The 25,935-nt window shown below is 50.2% G+C and carries 25 protein-coding genes and 1 pseudogene; 11 read left to right on the plus strand and 15 right to left on the minus strand.

Translation table 11 applies throughout. The annotated features are described in order from the left end of the window. From BLQ17_RS22295 to BLQ17_RS15185, 3 genes and pseudogenes are all read left to right on the plus strand, one after another. Nucleotides 1-150 (plus strand): annotated as a pseudogene (locus BLQ17_RS22295) (IS481 family transposase); the annotation flags it as partial. 527 nt (nt 151-677) lie between these two features. Beyond that, on the plus strand, nt 678-1,157 hold the full coding sequence (locus BLQ17_RS15180) for a universal stress protein (protein ID WP_092224340.1): 480 nt from the start codon (nt 678-680) through the stop codon (nt 1,155-1,157). A 15-nt stretch (nt 1,158-1,172) separates the two neighbouring features. Continuing rightward, nucleotides 1,173-1,655, plus strand: a complete 483-nt coding sequence (locus BLQ17_RS15185; RefSeq protein WP_092224341.1) for a universal stress protein — start codon at nt 1,173-1,175, stop codon at nt 1,653-1,655. A 249-nt stretch (nt 1,656-1,904) separates the two neighbouring features. Here the strand turns inward: BLQ17_RS15185 and BLQ17_RS15190 are convergent, their stop codons facing one another. Together BLQ17_RS15190 and BLQ17_RS15195 are read right to left on the minus strand one after the other, a co-directional pair. Then, nucleotides 1,905-4,118 carry an acetate--CoA ligase family protein gene (locus BLQ17_RS15190; protein WP_092224343.1) on the minus strand — a complete coding sequence of 738 codons (2,214 nt, stop codon included), beginning with the start codon at nt 4,116-4,118 and terminating at the stop codon, nt 1,905-1,907. Beyond that, entirely contained in the window at nt 4,108-4,896 is a 789-nt protein-coding gene (locus tag BLQ17_RS15195) for an enoyl-CoA hydratase/isomerase family protein (RefSeq protein ID WP_092224345.1), read from the minus strand. Before BLQ17_RS15195 ends, BLQ17_RS15190 begins: the two co-directional genes overlap by 11 nt. Before the next feature lie 827 nt (nt 4,897-5,723). Between BLQ17_RS15195 and BLQ17_RS15200 the strand changes: the two genes are divergently transcribed. Beyond that, nucleotides 5,724-6,248, plus strand: a complete 525-nt coding sequence (locus tag BLQ17_RS15200; protein ID WP_092224347.1) for a hypothetical protein — start codon at nt 5,724-5,726, stop codon at nt 6,246-6,248. A 576-nt stretch (nt 6,249-6,824) separates the two neighbouring features. Here the strand turns inward: BLQ17_RS15200 and BLQ17_RS15205 are convergent. From BLQ17_RS15205 to BLQ17_RS15220, 5 genes are all read right to left on the minus strand, one after another. After that, the gene (locus BLQ17_RS15205) at nt 6,825-7,238 is read right to left on the minus strand and encodes a lipocalin-like domain-containing protein (RefSeq protein WP_176761261.1); all 414 of its coding nucleotides are present in this window, start codon (nt 7,236-7,238) and stop codon (nt 6,825-6,827) included. Nucleotides 7,239-7,534: 296 nt separating this feature from the next. Then, nucleotides 7,535-7,798 carry an amidohydrolase family protein gene (locus BLQ17_RS15210; RefSeq protein WP_245695171.1) on the minus strand — a complete coding sequence of 88 codons (264 nt, stop codon included), beginning with the start codon at nt 7,796-7,798 and terminating at the stop codon, nt 7,535-7,537. Beyond that, nucleotides 7,792-8,640: an amidohydrolase family protein gene (locus BLQ17_RS15215; protein ID WP_092224353.1), complete on the minus strand. Its 849-nt coding sequence runs from the start codon at nt 8,638-8,640 to the stop codon at nt 7,792-7,794. The genes BLQ17_RS15210 and BLQ17_RS15215 overlap by 7 nt, the downstream gene beginning before the upstream one ends. Next, the gene (locus tag BLQ17_RS22680) at nt 8,606-8,752 is read right to left on the minus strand and encodes a hypothetical protein (protein WP_176761262.1); all 147 of its coding nucleotides are present in this window, start codon (nt 8,750-8,752) and stop codon (nt 8,606-8,608) included. The genes BLQ17_RS15215 and BLQ17_RS22680 overlap by 35 nt, the downstream gene beginning before the upstream one ends. Before the next feature lie 50 nt (nt 8,753-8,802). Then, a complete protein-coding gene (locus BLQ17_RS15220) occupies nt 8,803-9,003 on the minus strand; it encodes an amidohydrolase family protein (protein WP_176761263.1) in 201 nt (66 codons plus the stop codon). Between the two features lie 169 nt (nt 9,004-9,172). Between BLQ17_RS15220 and BLQ17_RS15225 the strand changes: the two genes are divergently transcribed. The 5 genes from BLQ17_RS15225 (at nt 9,173) to BLQ17_RS15245 (ending at nt 13,351) form a co-directional block, all read left to right on the plus strand. Beyond that, entirely contained in the window at nt 9,173-9,457 is a 285-nt protein-coding gene (locus BLQ17_RS15225) for a hypothetical protein (protein ID WP_092224357.1), read from the plus strand. 34 nt (nt 9,458-9,491) lie between these two features. Continuing rightward, nucleotides 9,492-9,809 (plus strand): IclR family transcriptional regulator domain-containing protein, encoded by a 318-nt coding sequence (locus tag BLQ17_RS23720; RefSeq protein ID WP_092224359.1) that lies wholly within the window; start codon nt 9,492-9,494, stop codon nt 9,807-9,809. Between the two features lie 359 nt (nt 9,810-10,168). Further along, entirely contained in the window at nt 10,169-10,906 is a 738-nt protein-coding gene (locus BLQ17_RS15235; protein WP_092224361.1) for a GntR family transcriptional regulator, read from the plus strand. 227 nt (nt 10,907-11,133) lie between these two features. Then, the gene (locus BLQ17_RS15240) at nt 11,134-12,462 is read left to right on the plus strand and encodes a replication-associated recombination protein A (protein WP_092224363.1); all 1,329 of its coding nucleotides are present in this window, start codon (nt 11,134-11,136) and stop codon (nt 12,460-12,462) included. A gap of 40 nt (nt 12,463-12,502) precedes the next feature. After that, nucleotides 12,503-13,351 carry a hypothetical protein gene (locus BLQ17_RS15245; protein WP_092224365.1) on the plus strand — a complete coding sequence of 283 codons (849 nt, stop codon included), beginning with the start codon at nt 12,503-12,505 and terminating at the stop codon, nt 13,349-13,351. 3 nt (nt 13,352-13,354) lie between these two features. Here BLQ17_RS15245 and amrS read toward each other — a convergent pair whose 3' ends face one another. The 5 genes from amrS to BLQ17_RS15270 form a co-directional block, all read right to left on the minus strand. Next, complete coding sequence (gene amrS, locus BLQ17_RS15250) at nt 13,355-14,392, minus strand: AmmeMemoRadiSam system radical SAM enzyme (RefSeq protein WP_245695172.1); 1,038 nt, start codon at nt 14,390-14,392, stop codon at nt 13,355-13,357. 135 nt (nt 14,393-14,527) lie between these two features. Continuing rightward, nucleotides 14,528-15,277 carry an arginyltransferase gene (locus BLQ17_RS15255; protein WP_245695173.1) on the minus strand — a complete coding sequence of 250 codons (750 nt, stop codon included), beginning with the start codon at nt 15,275-15,277 and terminating at the stop codon, nt 14,528-14,530. A gap of 53 nt (nt 15,278-15,330) precedes the next feature. Next, nucleotides 15,331-16,680 (minus strand): NADP-specific glutamate dehydrogenase, encoded by a 1,350-nt coding sequence (gdhA, locus tag BLQ17_RS15260; RefSeq protein ID WP_092224369.1) that lies wholly within the window; start codon nt 16,678-16,680, stop codon nt 15,331-15,333. Beyond that, complete coding sequence (locus tag BLQ17_RS15265; RefSeq protein WP_092224371.1) at nt 16,680-19,730, minus strand: PEP/pyruvate-binding domain-containing protein; 3,051 nt, start codon at nt 19,728-19,730, stop codon at nt 16,680-16,682. The genes gdhA and BLQ17_RS15265 overlap by 1 nt, the downstream gene beginning before the upstream one ends. Before the next feature lie 569 nt (nt 19,731-20,299). Beyond that, nucleotides 20,300-21,889 (minus strand): BCCT family transporter, encoded by a 1,590-nt coding sequence (locus BLQ17_RS15270; RefSeq protein ID WP_092224373.1) that lies wholly within the window; start codon nt 21,887-21,889, stop codon nt 20,300-20,302. 434 nt (nt 21,890-22,323) lie between these two features. Between BLQ17_RS15270 and BLQ17_RS15275 the strand changes: the two genes are divergently transcribed. Both BLQ17_RS15275 and BLQ17_RS15280 read left to right on the plus strand, forming a co-directional pair. Then, entirely contained in the window at nt 22,324-22,524 is a 201-nt protein-coding gene (locus BLQ17_RS15275) for a hypothetical protein (protein ID WP_092224375.1), read from the plus strand. A 348-nt stretch (nt 22,525-22,872) separates the two neighbouring features. Next, entirely contained in the window at nt 22,873-23,262 is a 390-nt protein-coding gene (locus BLQ17_RS15280; RefSeq protein WP_092224377.1) for a helix-turn-helix domain-containing protein, read from the plus strand. Between the two features lie 77 nt (nt 23,263-23,339). On the opposite strand, the gene mobA is transcribed toward BLQ17_RS15280, so the two are convergent. From mobA to mqnB, 3 genes are read right to left on the minus strand one after another with little or no spacing between them, the layout of a single operon-like run. Beyond that, nucleotides 23,340-24,305, minus strand: a complete 966-nt coding sequence (gene mobA, locus BLQ17_RS15285) for a molybdenum cofactor guanylyltransferase (protein ID WP_092224379.1) — start codon at nt 24,303-24,305, stop codon at nt 23,340-23,342. 58 nt (nt 24,306-24,363) lie between these two features. Next, nucleotides 24,364-25,206 carry a 1,4-dihydroxy-6-naphtoate synthase gene (locus BLQ17_RS15290; protein ID WP_092224381.1) on the minus strand — a complete coding sequence of 281 codons (843 nt, stop codon included), beginning with the start codon at nt 25,204-25,206 and terminating at the stop codon, nt 24,364-24,366. After that, on the minus strand, nt 25,193-25,930 hold the full coding sequence (gene mqnB / locus BLQ17_RS15295) for a futalosine hydrolase (RefSeq protein ID WP_092224383.1): 738 nt from the start codon (nt 25,928-25,930) through the stop codon (nt 25,193-25,195). Before mqnB ends, BLQ17_RS15290 begins: the two co-directional genes overlap by 14 nt. Nucleotides 25,931-25,935: the final 5 nt, after the last annotated feature.

Here is a 25,935-nt window from a genome sequence, read left to right on the forward strand (position 1 = left end):
GATCTTGAAGATCTTCAAGTAGACCTGGATGACTGGTTATTACTCTATAATTGGGAGAGGACACACCAGGGAAAGATGTGCTGTGGAAGAACGCCAATAGAAACTCTTGAAGATGGAAAAAAATTGTGGAAGGATAAACAGCTGAACTGAATTTGATCTGACAAAAACCCTGTCAAAATTGGTATTTGTCAGATCAAATTCAGTTCAAATATTTATTTCCCCTCCGCCCTGGCGTCGCGACTCTCTCTAGAAAAACCTTGTCGGCCGACATTCTCGCCACGCATACACTCCACTAACATACTGCATTTCAGTCACTATTCACCTTTTCACTATTACCTGTCCGGCGTACGGTTCAGTAACGCAAAAGAAACAGAGGTGGTGTCAGCTTTTTTTACAGAGGAGAAAATGTTTTTTTCACTACATGTGAAAAATCTTTTCTGATCGACCAGATAGTGGATCGAGTCAAAATCCTTTTGCGATGACAATTCAGCACTATCAGCTGAACAAGAATGACCGGGTAGACTCTACTATTCCATGGAACGATATTTGCGTTATTATCCACCAAAATATCGTTAGAGATAGCCACTAAACGTAAAAACGATTATAGTTAGGCTCATCGGATAATGCATATACCGATGAACAGGCTTTAATTTTAACATATGGAAAAGAGGTAAAAAATGAAAAACATTAAGAAGGTCATGGCCTGCGTTGACCTGTCCGATTACTCAAAGATGACTATTGACTATGCGTTGTCACTCGTAAAGGGTATCGACGCAGAGGTATTGCTTCTCAACGTCATCAACAATAAAGATATCGAGGCGGCCCAGATAGCCATACCATATCTGCCGGGTAACCTGACCATAGACAGCTACATAGAAAAAGCAGGAGCTAAACGGGCTAAGGCGATCAACGATCTGGTAAATGAGTTATTTCCCACTACCGAAATGAAAATGCCGATTCTTATCCGGGCAGGAGTTCCTTACAAGGAGATACTGAGGGCTGTCGACAAAGAGAAAGTAGATGTCGTAGTTCTCGGCAACAAGGGAAAGACCAACCTTCTTGGTACCCTGCATGGATCCCACGGGGAAAAGGTTTTTAGACATTCTCCGGTCCCTGTTCTCAGCGTCAGGGATCGAAAAATGTTCGGCAGGAAATAATTAGGAGGAATAATAATGGGAGCTATTACGCGTGTTGCAGTTGCTGTGAATTTTGCCGATTATAGTGCGGAGCTTATGGAATACGTCGGAGATATAGCCGAACGTAACTCTGCAGAACTTCTGGCCATAAATGTAATTGATAAACGGCAGATCGAACATCTGAGAACTGTATGCGAGGATGAAGATCTGAAATCACTTACCATAGGGGCTTCATTTTCGGTGGAGAACTATGTCGAAGACGAAACAAAATCCCGCATGAAGCGGATTGAAGATCTTTTCCACAAAACGGTTCCGGCAAAGGTTGATACCAGGGCGATTATCCGCATGGGCATCCCCTTCGAACAGATCCTGAAAGTGGTGGAAGAGGAGAATATTGACATGGTCGTCATAAACTCGAGAGGCAGAAGCACGTTCCAGGATTTCATGTACGGGACCGCCTCGGAAAAAATTTTCCGGCACTGTCCTGTTCCGGTGCTCAGCTTGAATCTGGATAAATAATAAGAAACAAAGAATTATTGAACCACTTTACCTGATTCAGGCAGCACCTGGCATAATAGGGTTGGAATCAGGTAAGGTGCGCTCTCACATGGCAACATGTTTATCAATAGTCCCAATATTTCGTTGTCCCTGTTCGTCTGGACCATTGCCCGAACGCCGCTTTTATCAGCACACACAGGGTGTGGTATATAAAAAAAAATCAAGATCCATCGATCTTTATAGCGTGCTCCTTTCAACTCGCGGTAAGCACTATCTGCTCGCATGGAGCAGTATTCGGACATCCACGATGCTAAGGCCCTGTCCATGAACTATCACCGGGTTGAGGTCCATTTCGCGAATTTCCGGATAGGCTTCCATCACCTCGGAGCAAATCAACAGCAGGTTTTCGATGGCTTTCCGGTCTCTAGGAGCCTGACCGCGGACCCCTCGAAGAATTGGAAAAGATTTTGTTTCTTCTATCATTTTTTTTGCCGAGCGCCGGGAAATCGGTACAACTCTAAAGGCGACGTCGTGGAGAATTTCAACCATTATGCCGCCAAGCCCATACATAATTATTGGACCGAATTGTTCGTCGGTTTTCGTGCCTATAATAACCTCCAGACCCGGCTCGGCCATGGGGGAGACGAGGATCCCCCTGATATCGGCGTCCGGCACATAATTCTTCGAATTCCTCATAATCGCAGCAAAAGCCCCGCGGACATCCTCTTCAGTGCGAATGTCCAGACGTACCCCTTTGACGTCGCTTTTATGGATAATGTCCGGAGAGACCACTTTCATGGCTACGGGCTTGCCTATTTTTCTGAAAAAACCGGCAGCCTCCTCCTCACTGGTTGCCAGGTAGCCATTTCCATTATTCCCCGTTTTTTCAACAAAGGACTGATGCGGTTTCACCACCGGTCGGCCTGACTTGTCCTTGAAGAGAGCCATAGCGCCATGCAGGGCAAGGAGTTCCAGACCTTCAGTTTCCAGAAGAGAATCACGTCCATCCTCCAGCGCACCTGTGATTATTTTTACTCCGGCCGATTTTCGTTTATGTTCAGGATTGAGAATAAAATTCGTTTTGGCACGATATGCGCCCAGGTACCGGCCATATTCCCCCAGCGCACCGATACATCTGCAGGCCACATCAATGGAGTCGTAGACCGGGATATTATAGTAGCGAAGCAGGTGTAGAGAATGGGGTTTTTCATAGCTGTAGAGACTGTGGACCACGATTGGTTTTTTTCGACTGACGACAAGTTTGCCCATCTGATGGGCCGCATCTTCTTCCTGCAGGGCAAGAGATTCCGCAAACCGGATGCCATAGCCACCAAATAATCCCACAAGCAGCAGACCACCCACATGGGGATCGTTGAGGATAATTCGCGCACAGTCAGCAAACAACGTCGGCTCCGCATCGGTTCCTCCCGCAACATCCACAGGATTACGAACGGTAGCAGCCGGCGGGAGAATCTTTCTCAGGTTGTTCTGGGTGTGTTCGGTCAACTCGGGAATGGTCAGGCCAAGATCTGTTAAAAGGTCGGCTGCGATTGTGGCATGCCCCCCACCGTCAGCCAAAATGGCGATGCGGTCGTTTTTGATGGGGGGCAGGCAGGAAAGCGTTTCCGCAACAGAAAAAAGCTCGTCCGCATTGTCCACCACGCAAATACCTGCCCGCGCAAAAGTTGTGGAGGCTACCTCGGATATTCCCGCCATGGCGCCGGTATGGGAGCCGGCGGCTTTTCTCCCGGTCGCTGAGCGACCGCTTTTCAGCAGGATAACCGGTTTCTGGCGGGTCGTCTTGTATGCCTCTTGCAGAAACTCACGGCCCTGGCGCATCCCCTCCACATACATCAGGATTGCCGCCGTCTCCGGATCATTCTTGAAGAACCTCAGATATTCGTGAAATTTTATATCGACCTCATTGCCGACGCCGACATAATAGGAAAACCCCCGCTGGCTCTTGATCTTTGCCTCCGTGATCAGACTGAGCGCCATATTGCCACTTTGTGAAATAAGGGCAATATCCCCTCGCGGTGCATCTTTTAACCCCACGAGGTTCAGATTGCTCTTCAGATTCATCATGCCTGAGGTGTTCGGCCCAACCAGTCTGACGTTGTTGTTCCGGGCGGTCTCCAGCAGCCGGGTCTCCAGTTCTATGCCTTTAGCGCCGGTCTCCCCGAATCCGCCGGCGATAGCGACAACACCGGCAATCCCTTTTCGACCGCAGGCTTCGAGGATGTCTGGTACCGTGGCGGCAGGGGTGGTGACCAGGGCCACATCCACCGAATCCGGTATGCTATCGACATCGGGGTAGCAGCGGAGCCCAAGAATGCGTTTTTCCTTCGGGTTGACGGGATAAATAGCCCCCTCGAACTCTTCCTCCAGAAGGATTTTAATGGCCTGGTAGCCACGTTTGGTCAGATTGCGGGAGGCACCGATGATGGCCACAGATTCTGCATTGAATATTTTATCAAGACTCATAATCGGACTCCCCTTTCTTCCTGTTTGCAAAAGCCTGCAGGGAGTCGATTCGCTCCCGGGTGGAAACACAGGCAAGACACGCCTCGATTTCGAAATCCATCAGGGTCTCCAGACTGGCGTCACCGGATGCCATCTGCAGTCCTTTTTTTATCATACTGATCGAAAAAGAGCTGTTTTTCGCGATTTTTTCCGCCATGGCCATAGCTTCCGGCATGAGGTCTGCCAGCGGCACCGCCTTATTCACCAGTCCGATGTCATGGGCTTCACGTCCGGAAATGTATTCCGCTGTAAATAAAAGTTCCTTCGCCTTTCCCGGCCCCACCAGCTGTGAGAGAAGCCTGAAGGCACCGCCGGTAACGGATGAGCTGACGCGTGCTTCGGGGGATCCGATCTGCGCATCTTCAGCGGCGATACGAATATCGCACGCCAGGGCAAGCTCGTAACCGGAGCCGAGAGCATAGCCGTTGATGGCTGCAATAATCGGTTTTTCAAAACGGAGAATACGCCGGGTTGTTTCCTGGAGCCGGACTAGGTAAGCCCTATATGTCGCAAGATCACGGTCCTTGGATTCCTTGAGGTCGGCCCCGGTGGAAAAGGCTCTGCCAGCACCGGTAAGTATCACCGTTTTTACGTCTTGATCGTCTGCTGCTTTTTTGAGGGCTTGTTCCAGCTCGATCCACAGCAATCTATTCATCGCATTGAGCACACCAGGACGGTTCAGGGTAATGATTGCCAAGGGATGAGGGGTTTCATAGACAATGCAAGTATACTCAGGCATGGCTCCTCCTCTTCAGTGTTGAGCCTCCCTGCAAAATAATCTTCCCGGAGTCTCGCCTGCTTCTCTACCGGTCAGGATTCTGATTCTGCGTCATGCAAAAAATTTTATCTTGAAAGCTAAAGGTGCGTAGATGTTTGCGGTAAACTTTTTCTCATTATTTGATATTGCACCCAAACTCTCATTTTGCAGAAGGCTCGATTGGTATTGAAAATAGTGCAGGCAGCTGGCCCTGACGACCTCAGGCCTATAAAAAAATGCTAACAAATTTGTGAGGAATTACCAGAAAAATATCGAAAATCCTGTCACGGCAACGCCAGGGGAGCTAAATCAGTCACTTGCCAACAAATACCTCTGAAAAACGAAAGCCTTCATAACAAACTGTTCAACCTGAAAAAATCTGACCGAATCACAAAGGTTCCTTTCGAGAAATGAAACCCAGGCAGGATCAATGAAGCTTAACCATCGTACCCACAAGTCTGTTTAAAACAACCTGCGCAATTCATGATAGTTCGAAAAGGTATCGAACACAGATGAAAAAGGGGAATAATCGAGCTGCTCTAAAACCTTGTCCGGCACATGACTGTTTAGTGCGCCGAATCCTGTTCATGCACCTATGTGTTAAATATCAACCTGGGGTTATTTTATGTAAGTATTCAACAATTCAATAAATTCTCTAAAAAACAAGGAACGAGCGGGCAAACACACCACAATGTGGCATTGTGGATTTTTCTGTTTTTTAATAAAGTTACTGTGGTTTTGGTATATAGAGATTTCTGGAGAGTTATTTTTTTGCAAATGTTATCACTCAAGAGAGGGGGGGTACAACAATGGCAAAATTGAAAAATGCTGGAAGAAGGAAAGTTGTAAAGCAGATGGTTGGTGGGCTTACAGGCTTGGCTGCATACCAAATGCTGCCCGTTAATTGGGACAAGCCTATAGTTGAACAGATTTTCCTGCCGGCTCACGCTGCTTGCAGTGGTGTGGCCGAGTATTTTGGCACAGAGCTGCCTAACGGCCGGACAGGGGGGCCAGAGGAAGGCCCGGCAACAAATGATTTCCACGTGGTAATAACCGGTGATATGGCAACTGTCAGGTTTACCACCACATACAGGGATGCGATATTCCAGGTTAACAATGTGCCGCTGGGATGCCCGGGAGCAAGTGTCTCTGTCCCGCCGACAACAGAAGGCTGTTGGGAGCCTAGCGAAGGTCAAGGTCCGCAAACACTGCAGATCCTTTCAATAAGCCAGACAGAAATTGTTATTAAAGTCACAGGGTCAAATCCGGGCAGCGAATGGCAAGTGTCGGTACCTCCTGGCACCGGCTCATTGGCATTGACAGGTTGTGACTGATCGCAGCTATTCTGGTTAAAATTCATTCAAACAATATGTAATTGCACAGATAGTCCACAAATCTCAAAGGAGTGAGGTCGATCCTTTTGGCAGACACCGAGACCTTTTATTGTGTTTGGCGCAGTGAAAAATTGTCCTGCATAGGCTGCTGTTGATAGGTATTTCCGTTATCTCTATCTCCAGCGGTCTATACAGAAATTTTCAATGCACTCTGCGGTCGCTGCATCACCTCACTCCTGACAGTACGCGAGGATAATAGTTCAACTCGCTCCCCCAGTATTTTCACAAAGCTTTTAGTTGGGTATCGGAGCAGACCTGCGACGACACGACAAGGCCCGGAAAAACAATTGTCGAGTTCTGATCGCGATACTCCACTCCAAGGCGCGACACTGGCTCTAAAAGCGCAGTCATAGTGGTATTTATCGTGAACTTGAGCTCAATCTTCGCGTTAGCCTGAAAAATCGGTTGAAAAAAGTATACCAAGTCCGTTGGCAGTCCCGGCAAGTCATGTGTGTGTGAGGTTACAAGGTTATATCGAAACTTGCCCGTTCACGCTGTTAGATTAGATCTGAATTGCTACCTGAGCAAGAGGTGTCGCCTCCAGATAAGCTTTGTCTGGTAGCAATTACCTGACTGAGTTGTTTCACGCTCAGTCGTAAGTTCTATTTCATCTTCACTGAGAAATTTCAAATAACGTACAAAGGTAGTGCCAATTTTCTTCGGGGCCGAACAGAACTCGATATAATGGCTTACCTTGTTTCCATTGATCTCCCAACGCCCGGCGTAAGCAAAAAATCGGTCGGATTCTTCCACTGCATTCTTTCCGGTTCGCGCCCAATCCGGCTCCATCAAAAAAGCCGACATATGACCATCGCTGGTGTACTGAATTTGTCCAGATGGTGGATCGCCAAAAGTTTTCGATATAACATCGTTTCGAGACTGGATTGACGAAATAAGCGACCATGCACCAATAAGTTTCTCTGTATTCATAGTTTTCCTCGTTCTTCTTGCGCCTGGAGCAACGAGCATCTTTTCATACGCTTCACCAGGTGTCTTTCATGTTGCCTTCAATGCGGCCAGTACTGATTATGCCAGCATAAAAAGATACTGCATAATCGTTGACTGTGCTTCACTTATTGAGACATAAACATATCGGGTATTGCTGATTGAATGAACAAGGAAAATTCGGATACTGAAGGCTGGAGCGCTAGATAAGAGGAAAGCCGAAATCAATCACCGTCAGTCAACCTTCAAGGGAAGTTGTTGTGGAAGCTACCTGCAGGACATCACTTTCTTCTCAATACCTTTCCGGAACGGCTGTTCATTCTCCTGCCGCGGCTGTAAACAAGCAGTCCGTTCACCATGACATATTCAAAACCGTCCGCATAGACGATCGGATTGACTACAGAGCTATTGTCCCTAACCTTTTCCAGGTCGAAAATGGTTACGTCGGCAGCAAACCCCGGTATGAGGCGGCCTCGATCGCTCAATCCGATCCTGGACGCCGGCAGGCCGGTTATCCTGCGGATTCCTTCCTCAAGGCTCAGCACTTTTTCGTCACGAAGATAATGACCAATAAATTTTGCGCCCCAGTTGTAACCAAGAATACCTCCCAGTCGTATTTCCTTAAGAGCACCGTCGTTGGCCAAAGCCATAGTGTCCGATTCCACTGCACATAGAGGAAACTCTGCAGGACCAATCGGTTATCCGCTTCCGAAAATCCTTCACCGGTGAGAAAGACCCCTTGATAACCATCACCATCTTCTAAAATGAGATCAAACACCACATCCCACCCGGTGGTTTTTCGTTTTCTGGCAATTTCGTCAATCGTCATCCCGCACTTATCGGCGTTTGCCGAACTGGCCAGAAGCCGAATCTTGTCCCATTTTTCATCTACCGCCAATTTCCATATCGGAAGTGGATTTTTCTTGAGTCTTTCCCTTCCTTTAGTCGATTTCATCTGAGCAAACAGTTGGTCTTTGGCAAGTGCAGAGGACCAGGACGGCAGCAAGGCTGTTGCATTCGTATGATTCCAGTTGGTCGGCATCATATCCATGGCAACATCAACTCCCTCCTCCCGGGTCCATTCTATCATCTGGACAGTGTTGCGCATGGCATGTTCCGGTCTGCCATATTTGGGAGTTATATGGGAAATCTGCAGTCGCACCCCGGTTTTCCTGGCCACATCAAGCGCTTCCCGAAAGCCGACCAGGTACCGGCTGTCGCGATTGCGGGAATGAGTCGCATAGAACCCATCCGCCCTGGCTACCACACCGCACAGAGCCGCTATCTCGTCATAATTTGCCATCTTGCCCGGATTGTACTCCAGACCGGTTGTCAAACCAAAAGCGCCCTCTTCAAGCGACTGTTCCAGAAGCTTTACCCATAGCATGTATTTCCGAATCCGTGGCAAGCCGCGGCTCATGCAGCCCCATCACCGCTTCCCGCAGCGCTTTGTGGCCCACCATGCCGACCACATTGGTCGCAATTCCGGCATGATCCATAACCTCCAGCAATTGAGCGTAGCTGTTCTAATTCCCCAGATCCGGCACACCTACCTGCTGAAACATCGCCTTGCGGCTTGCATCGGTACAGGCGCCAGACTGGAACCGCACTGGCCAATCACCTCGGTGGTGACTCCCTGCCGGATCTGATTTTCCGCACGGGGATCGACCAGGAGGGTAAAATCCGAATGGGTGTGGATATCTATAAAACCCGGGGCCACATACAGACCGGGGGCATCAATTGTCTGCACTGTCTCGCAGTTTTCAATATTGCCTATGACCGAAATCCGCCTGTTTCCAAAGATTGCTCGCCTTGATGATTATCTCTCCTGAAACCATTTACAAAATCTCTGTTACCACTCCCCACAACAGTCCTCTCCTGGCAGACAGTATAAGATAAAACTCAGAGGAAGCATAAAGATGCTGAATACGTTCATCATGCCTACCCCGAAAGCTACCGGCGTTTTAAAATCGGGGTCGGAAATCCGCAGCAGCATAAGTAAGCTGGCGGCAGTACCCAGTACCCGTCAATGTTCCAAACATGGCCAGCAGACGTTCGAGACCGTAAGTTTCCAGCCGCCGGCCCAAATAGACAATGAAAAAGAATATCAGCGTGGCAGCGGCTACGCATATAAGCAGGATGGAAACCAGGGAGGCTCGGATAGTAACACCTTGATCACCATCAGCGTCGCCACCAGCAGGTAATCGACCGCCACCCCGGTGATACACCGCTGAACAATTGACGGCCGACCTCAGTAAGACACAGCTGATTCCATATACTGGAGCGACAATTACGGATCACAAGAGATTACTGGAAGATCTGGAAAAAAACCGCCTGAGAGGGTATTCGATAGATCGCGGGGAATTAATACCCAATATCTTTTCCGTTGGTGCACCAATCTTTGACAGAAACGGAACCATCGCAGCTTCCATCAGCATATCATCAGATCCCGTCATGTTGGACCTGGACAATTTCTCCGAACTTACCGACGAGCTGATCCTGGCATCCAGGGAGATATCCCATTCTCTTGGTTATATTACCACGTACATCATTTAGGAACCTGTATCAGGCTCTCCTCCACCCATGCATGAACTTGACAACAGCAAGATGATGCCCGAGTCGGCACGACACCTCACCCAACGTGTGATCAACCATTTTCCCGATCGCTGCAAGCTGGTGATTTTCGTTCTTGACCAAAACGCAACCCGGCTTTGTCCAGCCCCACCCTCCGACCTATCTCCTGCAGAACGAACCGTAACAACATTTTCATCTTGTGAGCTTTATCAATTGCTGGTACATACACTATTGGAGTAGTTCGGTTCCGGGCATTAACAGCCCAACTTCTTAATATAATACCAATAACTATAGTTTACAGGTCAAGGCCTGCCAGTTTGGCCCCGGTGCGGCCAGAAAAGATGAATAAAAAAAAATCACCAAACAAGAGCCAGATAATTCACCAGTGGCTGATTGCCCAGATCGAAACCCATGAAATACGTATAGGCGATCAGCTGCCAACTGAAAAAATGATCATGGAACAGTTTCAGGTCAACAGAACGACCGTGCGCACCGCCCTGGCCAAACTGGAAAAAGCTGGCATGATCGTACGCAGGAGCGGCAAAGGTACTTTTTTAATCACCGATTCTCCTCCTCAGTTTGTACGTAACTTCAACAGGCTTGAACTGGTCGACTCGGATGCCGTGTCCGGTACGACCACCTACAGGACTATTGAGAAAAAATGGGTGGTCCCCCCTAAAAACGTTCAACTCCTGCTTGACAGCAAAGGAGAGGAACATCTCACCTTTTCAAGGGTTGTTGCGGTGGACGACCAGCCGACACTCATGGAGCAGACCTACCTTTCTGAAAAATTATCAGACATTTTTACCGATCTGGACACCAACCAGCCTTACTATCCGCTTATCGAAAAATATGGCGGGGAAAAACTGGCCTATGTCAAGATCAACTTCACGGCGACAAAACCTAACCCGGAGCAGCAGAAACTCCTCCAGGTCGATGAACATCATCCCTGCATCAGACTGCGCTCACAGCTGTACAACACCAAACACGAGATACTCGAATACGTTGAAGCGCTCTACCGCGGGGATAAATATCTCTTCAGCCTGGAATCACTCTGCTATCTGCCCCCCCATCTGTGATCGGCAGCGTCGTTCTGAATTGCCCGTAACGGATACAAAACAACCGTTCGCTGTTTCCCGGGAGGAACCGCCGGACGCTGTCTTTTCCGATCTGCAAGATAGCTTACCTTTTCCTTTACTCCATGGACATTCTGTATATAGTAGTAACCGTATTGCGTCGTCGCAATCAGCGCACGTCACAGATTTCAGGCACTTTTAAATGACCAAAAGCCCCGGCGGAAAACCAGATGCAACGATCAGTTTTTGATAATTTGAATTCTCCCACCGAAATTCCTCTGGCTGAGAAGATCCGCCCACGGACTCTTGAGGAGATATGCGGGCACGAAAAACTGCTTTATCCGGGAAGTCCGCTACGGTCAATGATCGAGAAAGGGACATTTAGTTCATTTATTCTCTGGGGACCTCCTGGCAGCGGTAAAACGACCATAGCCAAGCTGATAGAAAAGCTTGTTCCCGATCGTTTTTTCTCGTTCAGCGCAGTACTGAGCAAAATTGCCGATGTCAAGAAACTGATGCAGCAGGCGCAGCAGATACACTTGCACCATAATCGCAGCAGCATCGTTTTTGTCGATGAAATCCACCGCTTCAACAAATCGCAACAGGACGCTTTCCTCCCCTACGTCGAGTCGGGAGCAGTAGTACTGATAGGGGCCACGACCGAGAATCCCTCGTTTGAAGTAATTCCGGCACTGCTCTCCAGATGTCACCTGTTCGTGCTGGAACCACTGGGGGAGGAACAGATCGTCACTATTCTGCAAAACGGCCTGCCCCACCTGGGCAAGCGTCTGAATATTGCTCCTGAAAGTTTACAAATTCTCGCGAAAAAGTCCGGCGGGGATGCGCGAAGAGGGCTCAACGACCTGGAACTGGTTTGCAGAAATGCCGAAGTCGGCGACACCATCACCCCCGAACAGATCTCAACACTGCTGAACAAACGTTCCCTGTTCTACGATAAACGCGGCGAGGAACACTTCAACCTTATATCCGCGCTGCAGAAATCGATCCGGGGAAGCGACCCGCAGGCGGCGGTGTACTGGCTTGCGCGAATGGTCGAGGCAGGTGAGGATCCGCTCTATATCACCAGGAGACTGGTAAGGATAGCCTCCGAGGATGTCGGCCTCGCCGACCCACAGGCAATAGTGCAGGCCATGGCAGTGAAGGAGGCGGTGCATTTTCTGGGAATGCCCGAGGCCAATACCGCCCTCACCCAGCTGACCGTCTACCTGGCCACCGCCCCCAAGAGCAACGCCCTTGAGACAGCTTACCTCACTGCACAGAAGGATGCAGCAGAGTCAAGCCATCTCAAGGTCCCCAGGGCCATTCGCAATGCACCGACAAGGCTGATGAAGGATTTGGGGTACGGCGAGGGATATCGTTATTCGCACAACTACGAAAATCATTACAGCTACCAGAGATATTTTCCTGAAGAGATGAAGGAAAAGACCTACTACCGTCCATCCCGTTTCGGGTTTGAAAGAGAAATCCAAAAACGGATTGAGTGGTGGAACCGGCTGAAAGCCGAAGAGTTGAAGAAACGTTCCCCCTCTCAGGACTGACAGCAGATTTTTAAAAATCACGTTTTAGATCGCCACAGGTATGAATTTTCTGTTTGAAAAAATAACGTACATCTTCGACCCGCTGTACCATATGTGGGAACATGAACACATACACAGGAAAACCTCCTTTGCTCTTGTTATTTTTTTCCTGTGCAGCGTCGTCAGCATCGAAATGAAAAGACAGGGGTTGCTCAACAACGCCGTTGGCGCGATTATTCCGAGCAACCATTTTTACGCCGTGCACGGCGCCTTTACTGTTGTTCTTATTCTTGAAGTGATCAGCCTTATCTTTTCCCTTCCCTGCTCTTTCAGTAAATCGGTGGGAAAACAGTTTGAGATACTGGCGTTAATCCTTATGCGAAACGCGTTCAAGGAGCTTTCCTACTTTCCTGAACCGATCACTTTTTCAGGAAACGAACATGCCATTCTCAACATTCTCTCAGACGGATTCGGAGCCCTGCTCATCTTCGCCCTACTGGGCGTTTATTATAAAATACAGGTATATTCTTCCGACGACAAAATGGGGCCGGCCGATCTTTTCAGTTTCGTTGCCGCCAAGAAAGGGATCGCCCTGCTCCTTCTTTTTCTTTTTATCCTGCTGGGGATAGAGTACTGGGTCGCGGTCATCCAGGGCAGCGAGCACCATGATTTCTTTTCCAGCTTCTACACCATTCTTATCCTTGCGGACATTCTGGTGGTGCTCATTTCCCAGTGTTTTCAGCCGTCTTTTTATGCGGTTTTCCGCAATTCGGGATTCGCGCTTTCTACGCTGATAATCCGTATCGCCCTGGCCGCTCCGCCGTTTTTCAACGTCCTGCTCGGCCTGGCCGCAGCCCTTTTTGCAATTTCGCTCACTTTCATGAGCAGAACTCTTTTCCGAAAAAAATAGCTGTCAGCGCCAGACCCCGGGAAAAGAGTTTCCGCACCCGGGGCAGTTACCGTTTACAAGCCTGTTGTCTGTAAGATGAAACCCGAACCGTGAAATGACCTGCTCCCCGCAAAAGTGACAGACACTGTTTGCGCCTTTTACTCCGGGAATGTTGCCCGTATAAACGTGATGCAACCCCTGTTCATGGCCGATGCGGCGAGCCCTTTCCAGGGTTGCCGGAGGCGTCATCTTTCTGTCACTCATTTTATAGGTCGGATAAAAAGCGGTCACATGCCAGGGTATCCTGCGGTTGATGGCTGACAAAAACGCCGCGATCTGAGCCAATTCCTCATCGCTGTCATTTAATCCGGGAATAATCAGAGTCGTCACCTCGAGCCACACCCCGAGTTCGACGCATCCTCGAATATTCTCGAGTACAGGCTGCAGTTTAGCCCCACACACTTGCTGGTAAAAGGAATCACGAAAAGATTTAAGGTCGATGTTCATGGCAGTGAGAACGGGGGCCAGTTGCACCAATGTCCGGCGGGACATATAGCCGTTTGACACGAAAATATTTTTCAATCCCTCATCCCGGGCCCCGACACAACAATCGTAGGCAAACTCAAGAAAAACAGTGGGTTCGACATAGGTATAGCTGATTGAATCGCACCCGCCGGCTTTAGCCGCGGCGACAATCTGCTGCGGCAAACGATCGGTGGTGACAAGGTCCAGGTTCTGTTTTACGGAAACCTGGGAAATAGAGCTGTTTTGACAGTGAAGACAGCGGAAGTTACAGCCGGGAGTGGCAATAGAATAGCTCAGACTACCCGGCAGCACATGATAAATTGGTTTTTTCTCAATAGGGTCGACATGCTCGGCGACAACTTTCCCGTAGACAAGGCTCTCGATGGAGTCACCCTTTCGCTGCCTGACCCTGCATTTTCCGAGCTGTCCGTCTTTGAGCTCGCACTCCTGATAACAAACGGGGCATGTGATTACTACCGTCTCCTTGGTCACGTCACTGTTTCCTTCTACTAATCGATGGCCAGGGAGGCGCGCCACCCGGGTAGCCTCCCTGTTCGTTGACCGGCGCTACTATTTTCATTTTTCCTGCCTGGCTTAAATTATAAGAAGGAAAAGCATGTTATGCCACGGTGACCGATGGTAAAATCGCAGAAACAGCCAGACAGCCGACTCTTACGAGTTGCTCTGCCATATGCCATCCACACAGGTATAATTGGGTCGAAAATTCGCTTTATAGCTCATGGCGGAAATTTCATTGATCAGATAGCCGAGGTAAAGATATTCAATATCCCATTCAACACACAGTTCGACAAGATTGAGAATATTGAACGTCCCCAGACTACGTCTTGACTCCTCGGGATCAAAATAAAAATATACCGCATTGAGCCAGTTGTAGCCGATATCGATGATGGATGTTCCCACCAGCCTGGTGTCAATCCGATACTGTACCCGGGCACTGGTCACGATGTTGTTCAGGAAAAAATCACGAAAATAGCCGGTCGCCGAATTGTTTTCCCCGGGATACCTCTTTTTAAGAAAATGATCACACAGTTCCAGTTCTTCCCCGTCCGGCGCCAGCGGCAGAATCTCCTGGCTGACATCCGAATTCCTGGCAGCGGTTCTTTTCTGGTTGCGATTGGGTCGGAAGGTGGAGCTGTGCAGACGGACAGGGATGCAGCTTGAGCAGGAAGAACAGCTCATACAGTAAAGACAATTACCGTTCCTTCTGTATCCCGCCGATAAAAAGAGTTCCATGGCGCGTTCGCTCAAGGGGGCGAACGTTGCCTGATGAAACGTTGCAACTGTGCCCACTTCATAAGGACAAGCTATATCGATATCGACAAAGAGATGGTCAACCCGCGCCTTCAACATCGCAAATTCGCGCGCACACCTCAGATCGTATGAAAGGGGCAACTCTTTCATCTACGGACCTTCCCTGTTTTTCCCGCCATGTGTTTTTGCCACACTACTGGAGTCTACACCAGCCCCTGGTCCAGCATGGCATTAACCACTTTAATAAACCCGGCGATATTTGCACCCGCCATATAATCGCCGGATGCGCCGTATTTGGCTGCCGCATCCAGGCAGGTGGTATGAATCGATTTTATGATCTGCTTGAGTCTTTTGTCAACCTCCTCCCGCGGCCACGAGATACGCATTGAATTCTGTGCCATTTCAAGCCCCGAGACAGCTACCCCGCCGGCGTTGGCAGCCTTTCCGGGAGCAAAGAGAACTTTTTCCTGATGAAATATATCGATCGCTTCCGGCATTGCCGGCATATTGGCGCCCTCACAGACGAGCCTTATCCCGCCGTCGACAAGGTGCTGCGCGTCCCGCCGGTTTATCTCGTTCTGGGTAGCACAGGGAAAAACGCAATCGGCCGGGTGCATCCAGAGTGGATTGTGATCAAGGCCTGGATCAGCCGGAGTATAGACGGCCTCAGGATACTGCTCGACATAGTCGCTGATACGTCCCCTTCTGATATTTTTCAACTGCTTAACATATTCCAGTTTTTCCCCATCTATCCCCGCCTCATCGTAGATGTATCCCGAGGAGTCGGAAAGGGTGATTACCCGGCCGCCAAACTCGATAATCTTCTCCGCTGTAAATTGCGCCACATTTCCTGAACCGGAGATAAGACACTTCTTGTTTTCCAGCCTGTCACCGTATACTCCGAGCATCTCTGAGGCGAAATAGACGACACCGTATCCGGTTGCCTCCGGCCGGATAAGGCTGCCTCCCCACCCGAGACTCTTTCCGGTAAGGACTCCGGTAAACTCGTTGGATAATTTTTTATACATGCCAAAGAGATATCCAATTTCTCTGGCTCCGACCCCGATGTCTCCTGCAGGCACATCGGTGTTGGGGCCTATGTGACGAAAAAGTTCGGCCATAAATGCCTGGCAGAACCGCATCACCTCTCCATCAGACCTTCCCTTCGGGTCGAAATCGGCTCCTCCCTTGCCGCCCCCCATGGACAGCGTCGTCAAAGAGTTTTTAAAGACCTGCTCAAAAGCGAGAAACTTTATGATGCCGAGGTTGACCGAATTATGAAAACGCAACCCGCCCTTGTAGGGTCCAAGGGCGCTGTTCATCTCCACCCTGAACCCGCGGTTAACATGCACCTGCCCTTCGTCATCCATCCAAGGTATCCGAAATATAATTATCCTTTCAGGCTCGGTGATCCGCTCCAGCACCGCCTGCTGACGAAACTCCAGGTGCTGGTCGAGTACCGGTTTCACGCTCTGTAAAACCTCCTCCACCGCCTGATGAAACTCACGCTGTTCGGGGTCTCTCTCCTTTATCCTCGCAACCATTTCCTCCATTAGCATTCTCCCTTTGAAATTCGACTGGTATCCCGAACGCCGCCCGGCTCTTTTGCGCACGAACCGTTGCCGGACAGGGCCGGCTCGAACAGCACACTCTCCGAGCGGGTCCCGTCACATTTTAAGACGAACGGATTCGCGGTGCGGGCATGACAGATATATTCCAGCCTCTCGATTATTCTCTGCTTCTCCAGCCACTGCCAGTCAAAAAAATCAGCCCGTCTCCGCTCATCTGAGTCCTTCTTCCTGGCACCGTCCTCGTTAAGGGTCATGTAGGGGATTCCCAGCGAGGTGATGTTCTGGAAAAAGTGGGTCCCCTGAGACGCGTCCGCCTTTATGGTACTGTTTCGTACCTCGATTATCGCAGCCGCCCCGGAAATCTGGTTCCACTGCACCGGAATGCCAAGCCATGGATCCGCCGACCCCCAGCGGCCGGGGCCGATAAGAAGGAAAGGAACCTTGCCTGCCGTAAGTTTGCGGTTGATCTCTCCTATTTCCCAGGCCATCTGCTGTGTTTTGCCGAGATCGAAGGTTTCGGGATGCACGTACACTATGTCGGTAATATGCTTAAAATGCCCATGGCCGAGCAGCTGGGTGATATAACCGAATCCATTGTCAATTTCGGCGTCGCAGATGTTTACATCGGCAAGCTCGCGGCCGGTAGCCATGGGTCGGATCTGCAAAAAATAGAACATCGATTTTTTCGGATCCGGATCAAGGTGCAGGGCAAACTCAATCTCCACGTCGCCGCCCATACCGGTTTTTCCTATTTTCAGCAATTCGCCCAGGACCTGTGCCAGGGGATAGGCACCATATTTCAATATCTGATAAAAAGTGAGTATTTTCCGGCCTGGCAGGATGGTATCACGCACCCTGTGTTCTTCGGCCACATAGGTTGAGGCCACCAGGGAAAGAGCCATCTCGCGCTCCGCGTCCTGAACGTTTCGTAACACCAGATTTGAGGTATTACGCTCAAAACAGTTTTCCGGACTGATATCAAGAGCCCAGAACTGGGTCTGACTCCGCCGGAGCATATCATCCACAGAGTCGAACTGAAACAGTTTTTTCGGCTGCCTGGGGGAAAACCACAGAGATTTCCCCCCTTCGACAACAGTTTTACCAAGGCCAAGGGCAATGTGGCAAATCCCCTCATCGGCCTTCAGATCCATTACCGGGTAAAAGTTATGGGACTGGGCTACCCCGCAGACGGCGGGATACCAGAAATCGCCGTATTTGTCCCCGGCCAGCTCCTGAATGATGACCGCCATCGAGTCTTCCCGTGCATAGCCGACCATTTTGGAAAAGGATCTGGGCCCCTCAAACCAGGTCGAAGCATAAACAAGCTTGATGGCACTTTCCAGCTGGGCGAGTCTCTCGTTGAAATCGGGATAATTATTTGCCAGAAAGTAGGTCGAATAAAGCCCCGCGTACGGCTTGAACTGACCGTCTTCAAGCAGGCTGGACGACCTCACCGACAGCGGTTTTTCAACCTTTTTGAGAAACTCCCGGAGCTCCTGCCTCAGCCAGGCTGGCAGTGGTGCATCAAGAAACAGATCGGCGATATGACAGTCGCGATAATTTTTACAGTAGTAAAGGTTGTTGTCCTCCACAAAAGCGTCGAAACCATCAGCGGTGATGACACATGTCTTGGGGATAATAACGGGAAATTCGCTCAGGATGCTTTCATGGTTGTAGGCACTCTGCAGACATGCCCATATAAACGCTATCCCCCGGGCCTTGCCCCCCATCGACCCCTTACCGATTTTAACGAAATCCATAATGTCTGAGTCGTAGATATCGGCATCAAACCCGACGACCACCCCCTGCTGGCGCAACCGCCGCAACGAGTGGACCTTGTGTACAAGATCATCGCGGATGGCACCCAGGTCGTCGGCTGCCGCCACATAATCCTTGTGCAGCCTCTTGGCCAGGATGACTTCGGCCCGAGCCATGACCCAGTTGGAAAAGTGATTTCTCTTGGTGTGATAACATAAAGACGCCTCCGGGACGATTTTCAGCTGGCGCTCAAACTCCGCCAGATTGGAGGCGTGACCGATTGCCGTCTCATCCGGCAGGCGAAAGATAAAATCGCCAAACCCAAGATGGGTGAGAAAAAAATTATGCAGTTCATCCTTGATATGAGGGGACTTCTTGTCGATAAAGACAGCCGGGATGCTTTGCGCCTCCTTCCGGTTCGCCTCTTCCGAGGAGACCATCAGCAGGGGCAAATCGGCAATCTCGCTGCGGACTGTCTTAAGAAAATCCATCCCCGCATTGACGTTTGTCTTTCCGGCCCGGGGAAATCGCGCATCGGATATAATGCCGAACACGTACGGTTTGTAAGCCTCGTAAAGCGTCAACGCCTCTTCATAATTGGTTGCCATCAGGATTTTCGGACGTGCCCGCATGCGCAACAAACGATGTCGCTCATTGAGACTTTCGTCGAGCACCGACTGGGTTTGACGCACAACTTCATTATAGATCAGAGGCAGAAACAGGGAGCGGTAGAGCGGTGAGTCCTCCACATAAATTATGACCCGCACCATCGCCCGTTCCGTGTCCGGATCCACATTGCGGTGATCCTCAACGTTTTTGATGATTGCAAGCAGCAGATCGGCCTCGCAGCACCAGAGGAAAACCCTGTCGATCCCGTGACGGTTGACCTTATCGAGAAAAGATGACTTCAGGTTATGGGCAACCACGATAACCGGAATATCCGGGCGCACCTCTTTTATCGCGGTCCCCAGCTTGAAGGCGTCCACTCCCCCGAGAAAAGGCATGGTGATGACCATGTCAAAATCCATTTCCTTCACCATCCTGACAGCTTCTTCGGCCGAAGAAATCCTTGTCATTTTGGGCGGTTTACTGAGGTTAAGGCCATGATATTCATTAATCAGCCGTGTCGCCAAGCTGCCGTCCTCCTCCATGATAAAGGCATCGTAAAGACTCGATACCAGGAGGATTTCCTGCACCTTAAACGGCATCAGATCATGAAAAACCTTGAAGTGCGGATCAAAATCGGGGATGACATCTTTTGAAGCGATGAACATGACAGGCTCCTCAACAAAAACGGTTCGCCTTGCTGCATCTTTTCCTTTCCTTACTGTATGGTATATCCGATATCGCCTCTATCCGGCAAATAAGATTTCAGCAACCGCCTGGGGCCAGCGAAAAAGACTGCTCGGACCATGGATAAATCAGCACGTGTGGCAAAACCGACCGTAAAGTGCAAAGCGTACAACACTTCCGCGATCAGGCGACTGGCACCGGGTCGCCAGCGTGCCTGGCTTCAGATGTTCTTAATTAAAGATAGTCACGGAAGGATCTTTGTGCAGATTACAGCAGCCGCTCGTGCTTCGGCGGTCACGTTGCTGCCTTAAAAAGCTGATACAGAACCGACTTATTGCCGGCCGGACTCTTCCGGCAGCAAGTCGGTGAATACAATTAGCGGTGGGTTGTAATGACGGCCAGGGAGGGGTTGCAAACCGGTCAACACGCTTGCCGGTCCGTTCTGTTCCCGGCGGTCCGGTTTACCCTTGTGGCCCGGCTTGGCGGAATTGCTCACGATCATCGCATAAGCTACCCGATACGATGATCGTGAGCGATATAATTTCAGGCCTTACTGCTTTTGGGATTTTTTGCCGTAGAGAGAATATACCACAGATACAAGGGCAAGCATTTCAATTATTACGATAGGCAAGCCCACCACGATACTTGAGGTCTGCAACGCCTTTGTTCCGGTTTTGCCACTGATAATGAGAAAAAGAATGGTCATGCTGCCCATGATAATGCCCCAGAATATTTTCAACGTTGCGGGCGGCTCATCGCGATCCATTTTTTTTGTACAAATTTCAGAGATCGCCGAGGTAGCGGAGTCGGCGAGGGTGACAAAGGATATGCAGATGGTCAGAAAAGCAAGAGGTACAGTCACCCATGCCAGGGGAAACCGCTCCAGCAGCGCATACATGGAAAACTCGACCCCCTTATTGTTCACCACGCCCATAAGGTCGGCCCCGGCTACACTATCCATATATATTGCGCCGCCGCCGAAGGTTATAAACCAGCAAATTCCAAAAATTGCCGGGGCCATCACATTGACACACATAAACTCCCGGATAGTCCTGCCGTAAGAGATTTTTGCCAGAAACACGCCGAGAATAGGGGCAAGAGAGAGCCACCACGCCCAGTAAAAGATGGTCCAGCTCCCCGGCCAGCCGCCGCCTTTCTGGAAAGTATCCGTCCACAGGGACATGGACACGAAATCGTCGAGGAAACCGCCGAAAGACTCTACTCCCAGATTGAGGAAATACTTGGTAGGCCCCATGACAAAGACAAAAACGACAAAAGCGATAAAAATTTTAGCGTTCTGGCTGCTGAGAAACTTAATGCCCCTCTGCAGCCCGGTATAGCTTGAAATGGTATAGGTTGCGGTCATCAACCCGATAATCACTGCGTAGACAAGATAAGATTGTGGAATTCCCAGAAGGTATTCAAGGCCTCCTGCGAGCTGCATTGTTCCAAACCCCATGGAAGTAATTACACAACCTACCGTGGCGAAAATGCACAACCCGTTGACGATATCGCCGGCCAACCCATTTACCCTGTCGCCCATGATGGGGTAAAGGGCCGAGCTGACCCGCAGCGGCTGCTTCAGGTTATAGGTTGAATAGGCAATGGCAACCCCGATCACCGCGTAGATACAGTAAGGATGAAAAGACCAGTGGAGAAAAGATATCTTCATGGCCGCAAGAGCGGACTCCGGGGTGGACGGTGAGGCGCCGGAAAGGCTGGGAGGTCCGTAATAGTGGTACAACGGCTCTGCAACACCCCAGAAGGCGATGCCTGTACCGATTCCCGCACAGAGTGCTATGGCCCACCAGTTCCAGTAACTGAGCACCGGCTTTGCATCCTCCCCGCCCAGCCTGATATTCCCTGCAGAGGAAAAGGACAGGATAACTACAAATGCGACGAATATGAAGATAAACAACAGATACATCCAACCAAAATAGTCGATGGTGAACTTGAGGGCGGCAGCGGCGCCGGCCATGAAGAGTTCCCTGTTGACTATGCCGACTACCAGCAGGATGGTCAACAGAATGGCGGGAGGCCAAAAGATACGTTTTTCTATTTCGAAATCAAAATAGCCGGTAGTTTTTTTCCCTAAGGCAAAACCATCCTGCCCTTGTACCCGGCTCATGTTTCTTTTCATAACATTCCGCTCCTTTGTTTCGTTCTTTAGCTTTTGAAAACTTGTACAGTTTCCTCGAATGAACCTCGCCTGGTCGTTTTCAGCCACCTCACCCACTGTTGGCAACGGCTGCCGCGCATCACAAAAACAGACGCGACAACTACACGTTGCAGCACATAAAAAAAAAATTTACAGAGAACAGCTGATGCCTGTTCTGTGTTTCGGCAAAACAGGACATGTTTTTCTGTCGAACGAATTAACCCGGTTTTATACCTGCGTTATCAAGCAGCTGCGACATCCTGTAGCAGCCGCCCCTGTGCCGGTTTGGTTGCAAACCAGATGAACCCGAAAAATATGCGGGCTAGAAGGAGTGATCCCCGATCAAGACGAGTGAAGAGTGTTTTGTGGATTCTGCAATCCGGCTTTCATCTCCACGAATAGGGACGAAGCAATAAATGCGCCAGGAAAATAGGGAAGTAACACGGGTGAGCTATGGTCCTGAAATCAATAACAATGGACACACAAAAATCCGCGGGGACATCGATTGGAAAAGGCAAAACAGACAACAGCACGACTTTGTGTTTTTAAAATATTTTTTAAAAAATGCAAAAGATATTTGTTTTTTTATGAAACAACAAACAGCTATCGGGTCATGATTGATTACGGCAGATAGAGAAGTGCTGATTGCGTCATCCACGTCGTGCAAAGCTTGTGCCCTCCGGTGAGGCTCTGGAGAAAGCAGGAAAGTACCAGGAACCTTCTGAGCAACATCCGTTTTTAACCTGACGATACGGCCCGGATTTGACATATCGCCATTGCGTTACCATCATACTATGTGTTACAATGTGGCACCTGGATGGATAAAACTTTCGTCCTTTTGTGGTGTGCGTCCCGCCGTTACGGCGAGGGATTCGACCAGTTCGCCGAAAATGTTCCGGATAAATTGACTTGCACGGTCACTCCCGGGTTCATTACAGATCGGTTCTATTTTTCTCCCCGGACCAATGGACAGTAAAGAATTTATAAAGACAAGGAAGGAACTGGCCAAGACCCAGAAAGAACTGGCCGAGCTTCTCGGGGTATCCCTGAAAGCCGTCAGCAGCTATGAACAAGGGTGGCGCGCCATCCCGACCCACGTGGAGCGTCAGCTCATGTTTCTATTGATCAGGAAAACGTGCGACGTGGAGAACATTGAAAATTGCTGGGAAATTCGCCACTGTTCCAACGAAAAAAAAGCGAAATGCCCGGCATGGGAATTCAAGTCTGGAAAATTATGCTGGTTTATAAGCGGCACGCTGTGCGAAAATCAAACCCAGGGCAACTGGGATAACAAGATCGATATATGCAAGAACTGCATCGTGCTGAAAAAACTGATGGACCATTCCTCAAGATAACCAGGCAACAACTGCGAACAGTGTCTCATGCTTCCCCACCGGCCCTGATCAGGCAATAGCCAAGACCAACCGGTTTATCAGGATGATTCAGACCGATGATTTTCAGCCTGGCGCAACTGGTCGGGAGTGTTGATGTTTTTCCAGCAACCGCGAAACCTGTCTGGTATTACCGGGTTGTCGATCTTTGGATGGGTGCCGATCTGGTTGATGCTGCGCTCCCCCAACAGCAGTCGATCCTCGAAAAGCTGGCCCGCACAACGCTCGTACAGGGCAAAAAGCGGCTCACAGCGGTTAGCTCCGGCAAGCTTTGGCACCCTCCCCCACGACCCCGCACGCCTGTTTTCCAGCAGCCACCGGAGCGCCGGCGTTGAGGCCAGCGGCATGTCGCACGCAAGAAAGATCCAGGAAGCCATGGGATGCCACCGAGTCGCCGCTACGATCCCCGTAAGCGGGCCTGCGACTCCGGGGATATCGGGAAGCCGGATACAATTCTCCAGTTCTTCCGGTAATTCTCCTGCCCCTGAGACAACGATACCATCCACTTCCGGGCGCAATAGCGCCACGGCTCGTTCAATCCATGTGGGACCGGTTTCCGCCCGGCGAATAAGATGCTTTGGCCGGCCCATGCGCGAACTCCTGCCGCCGATCAGCACACATCCCCAGAGAGGTGCTGCCTGCATAAGCCGCGACAGGCTGGCCGCCAGCTCGTCGCCAAATTTTTCCAGAGCCCGGTCGCCGTCACCCGTTATGCAAAGTGTCTGTCCTTTTGCCTGCGGACCGCTTCCCAAAAAAATCGTCTGCACCTGAACATCTGGACCCTGCAGGGTGAAAACAACATCAAAGCGTCTGGCCAGGCAGGAAAGGGCGTAACCACTCAAGTGATCTTTCCCGGCTACCGCGCCATAGAGCCCGCGGCGATCAAGAACCGTCAGCGCTTTTTGCAGGAATTCTTCGCGCTGTCGCTTATCCTGGCCGCAAATTTTGAAAACGGGCAGCTGTGACAAGGTCGGCGGGTAGTTTTCACCGGAGTCTCTGGTTCGCATATTTCCCTATTTTTTCGTTTCTCCACCAACAATCGCCGATAACAATGCGCCGTGCTGCTTATACCGTAATCTGCTGGGTCCCTGGCGGCAGCACTTTATTTTCCCTTCCCATGGCGATAAATTTATCTATTGCCGCAAGCCCTTGGGCGCCCAGATCCCGGGAGAACTCATTCACATAGAGATCAATGTGGCTCTGCACCACCTCCGGTGCCAATTCCTGGCTGTATCGCCTGATATAGGGCATACATTCCTGTGAATTTTGAAATCCGTACGCCACGCTTGCACGGACGGCTCTTTCAATCGCCTTTATCGTTTTTTTGCCAAGGGACCTCCTGGCGGCAATACAACCCAGCGGGATAGGCATGCCGGTAAGATTTTCCCACCACTGGCCGAGGTCCTGAACACAGGTGAGGCCGAATTCTTTATAGGTAAATCGCGACTCATGAATAATGACTCCGCCATCGACCTTGCCGGTGCTAACAGCATCCATGATCAGGTCAAAACGCATCTCCACCAACTCACAAGTTTCTTCCAGATACATCTGCAGTAGCAGTGCAGCGGTAGTTAACTTGCCGGGAATGGCAATTTTCCGGCCTGCAAAAGAGCCTTTTTCTCCCTCACCGGTGGTCACGAGCAGAGGGCCGCACCCCCGGCCAAGAGCGCTGCCCGACGACAGCACGCAATACTCATCGAGCACATGCCCCAGAGCATGAAAGGACAACTTCGTCACATCAAGTTTTTTTTGCAATGCCAGAAGATTAAGCTGCTCCACGTCATCGAGCACCGGGGCACCAAACGAGAGGCCCTCAGTCGCGATTTTGCCATGGACAAGACCGTAAAACATAAACGTGTCGTTTGGGCAGGGAGAAAAGCCCAGGCTGAGTTCGTTATTTTTCTTCATCACTGTTTAAATCAGTTATAATTTCTGCGCTCACCCGTGCAATTACGCTGCACGCTTCGGCTAGTTTCCATGACGACAGATCCCGGTCGGTCACATAATTTGAGACGGCGCGGATCTCAACCACCGGCACCGCAAATGTTTCGCACGCCCTGGCGACAGAAGCGCCTTCCATATTTTCGCACAACCCGTTAAACCTGCCCTGAAGTTGCTTTCCTCTTTTGTTGGTGGCGGAAACACCGCTGACCGTCACAAAGTCTCCTTCAAGAAATCGATGGCCTCGCAATTTAAGAATTTTTCGCACACGCTCGCGCAGTCCCCGATCCAGTTCGCAGACGATTTCTCCGGCAATTGAAGTATCAAGAGGAACAGTTCCCCGGTCGGTGCAGATGCCAAGGTCGCCAAACCATTCCCTATGGGCAAGACAGATATCGAGCAGCCGGGCCCGGGACAACGCGTCGCCCAGGTATGCTCCGGCCACACCGAAGTTGAGCACCAGCGACGGCCTGCTATGTTCACACAGCCACCTGGTAATTTCTATCGCCGCCGCAACGGGACCGACCCCGGTGATAATGGTGTCGCACGCTATTTTATTGCGGGATGCGATTGTTTTGAACGGCAGCATCTCTATTTCGGTTGCAGCGGCGGCAAGAATCATGTTATCTAGTTCATTTTTTCCGGCAGAGAAGAATCGTGCTGTGACCTGATCAGATTCTTGTTCCGTCATTTTTC

It is taken from the genome of Desulforhopalus singaporensis, assembly GCF_900104445.1.
GTDB lineage: Bacteria > Desulfobacterota > Desulfobulbia > Desulfobulbales > Desulfocapsaceae > Desulforhopalus_A > Desulforhopalus_A singaporensis.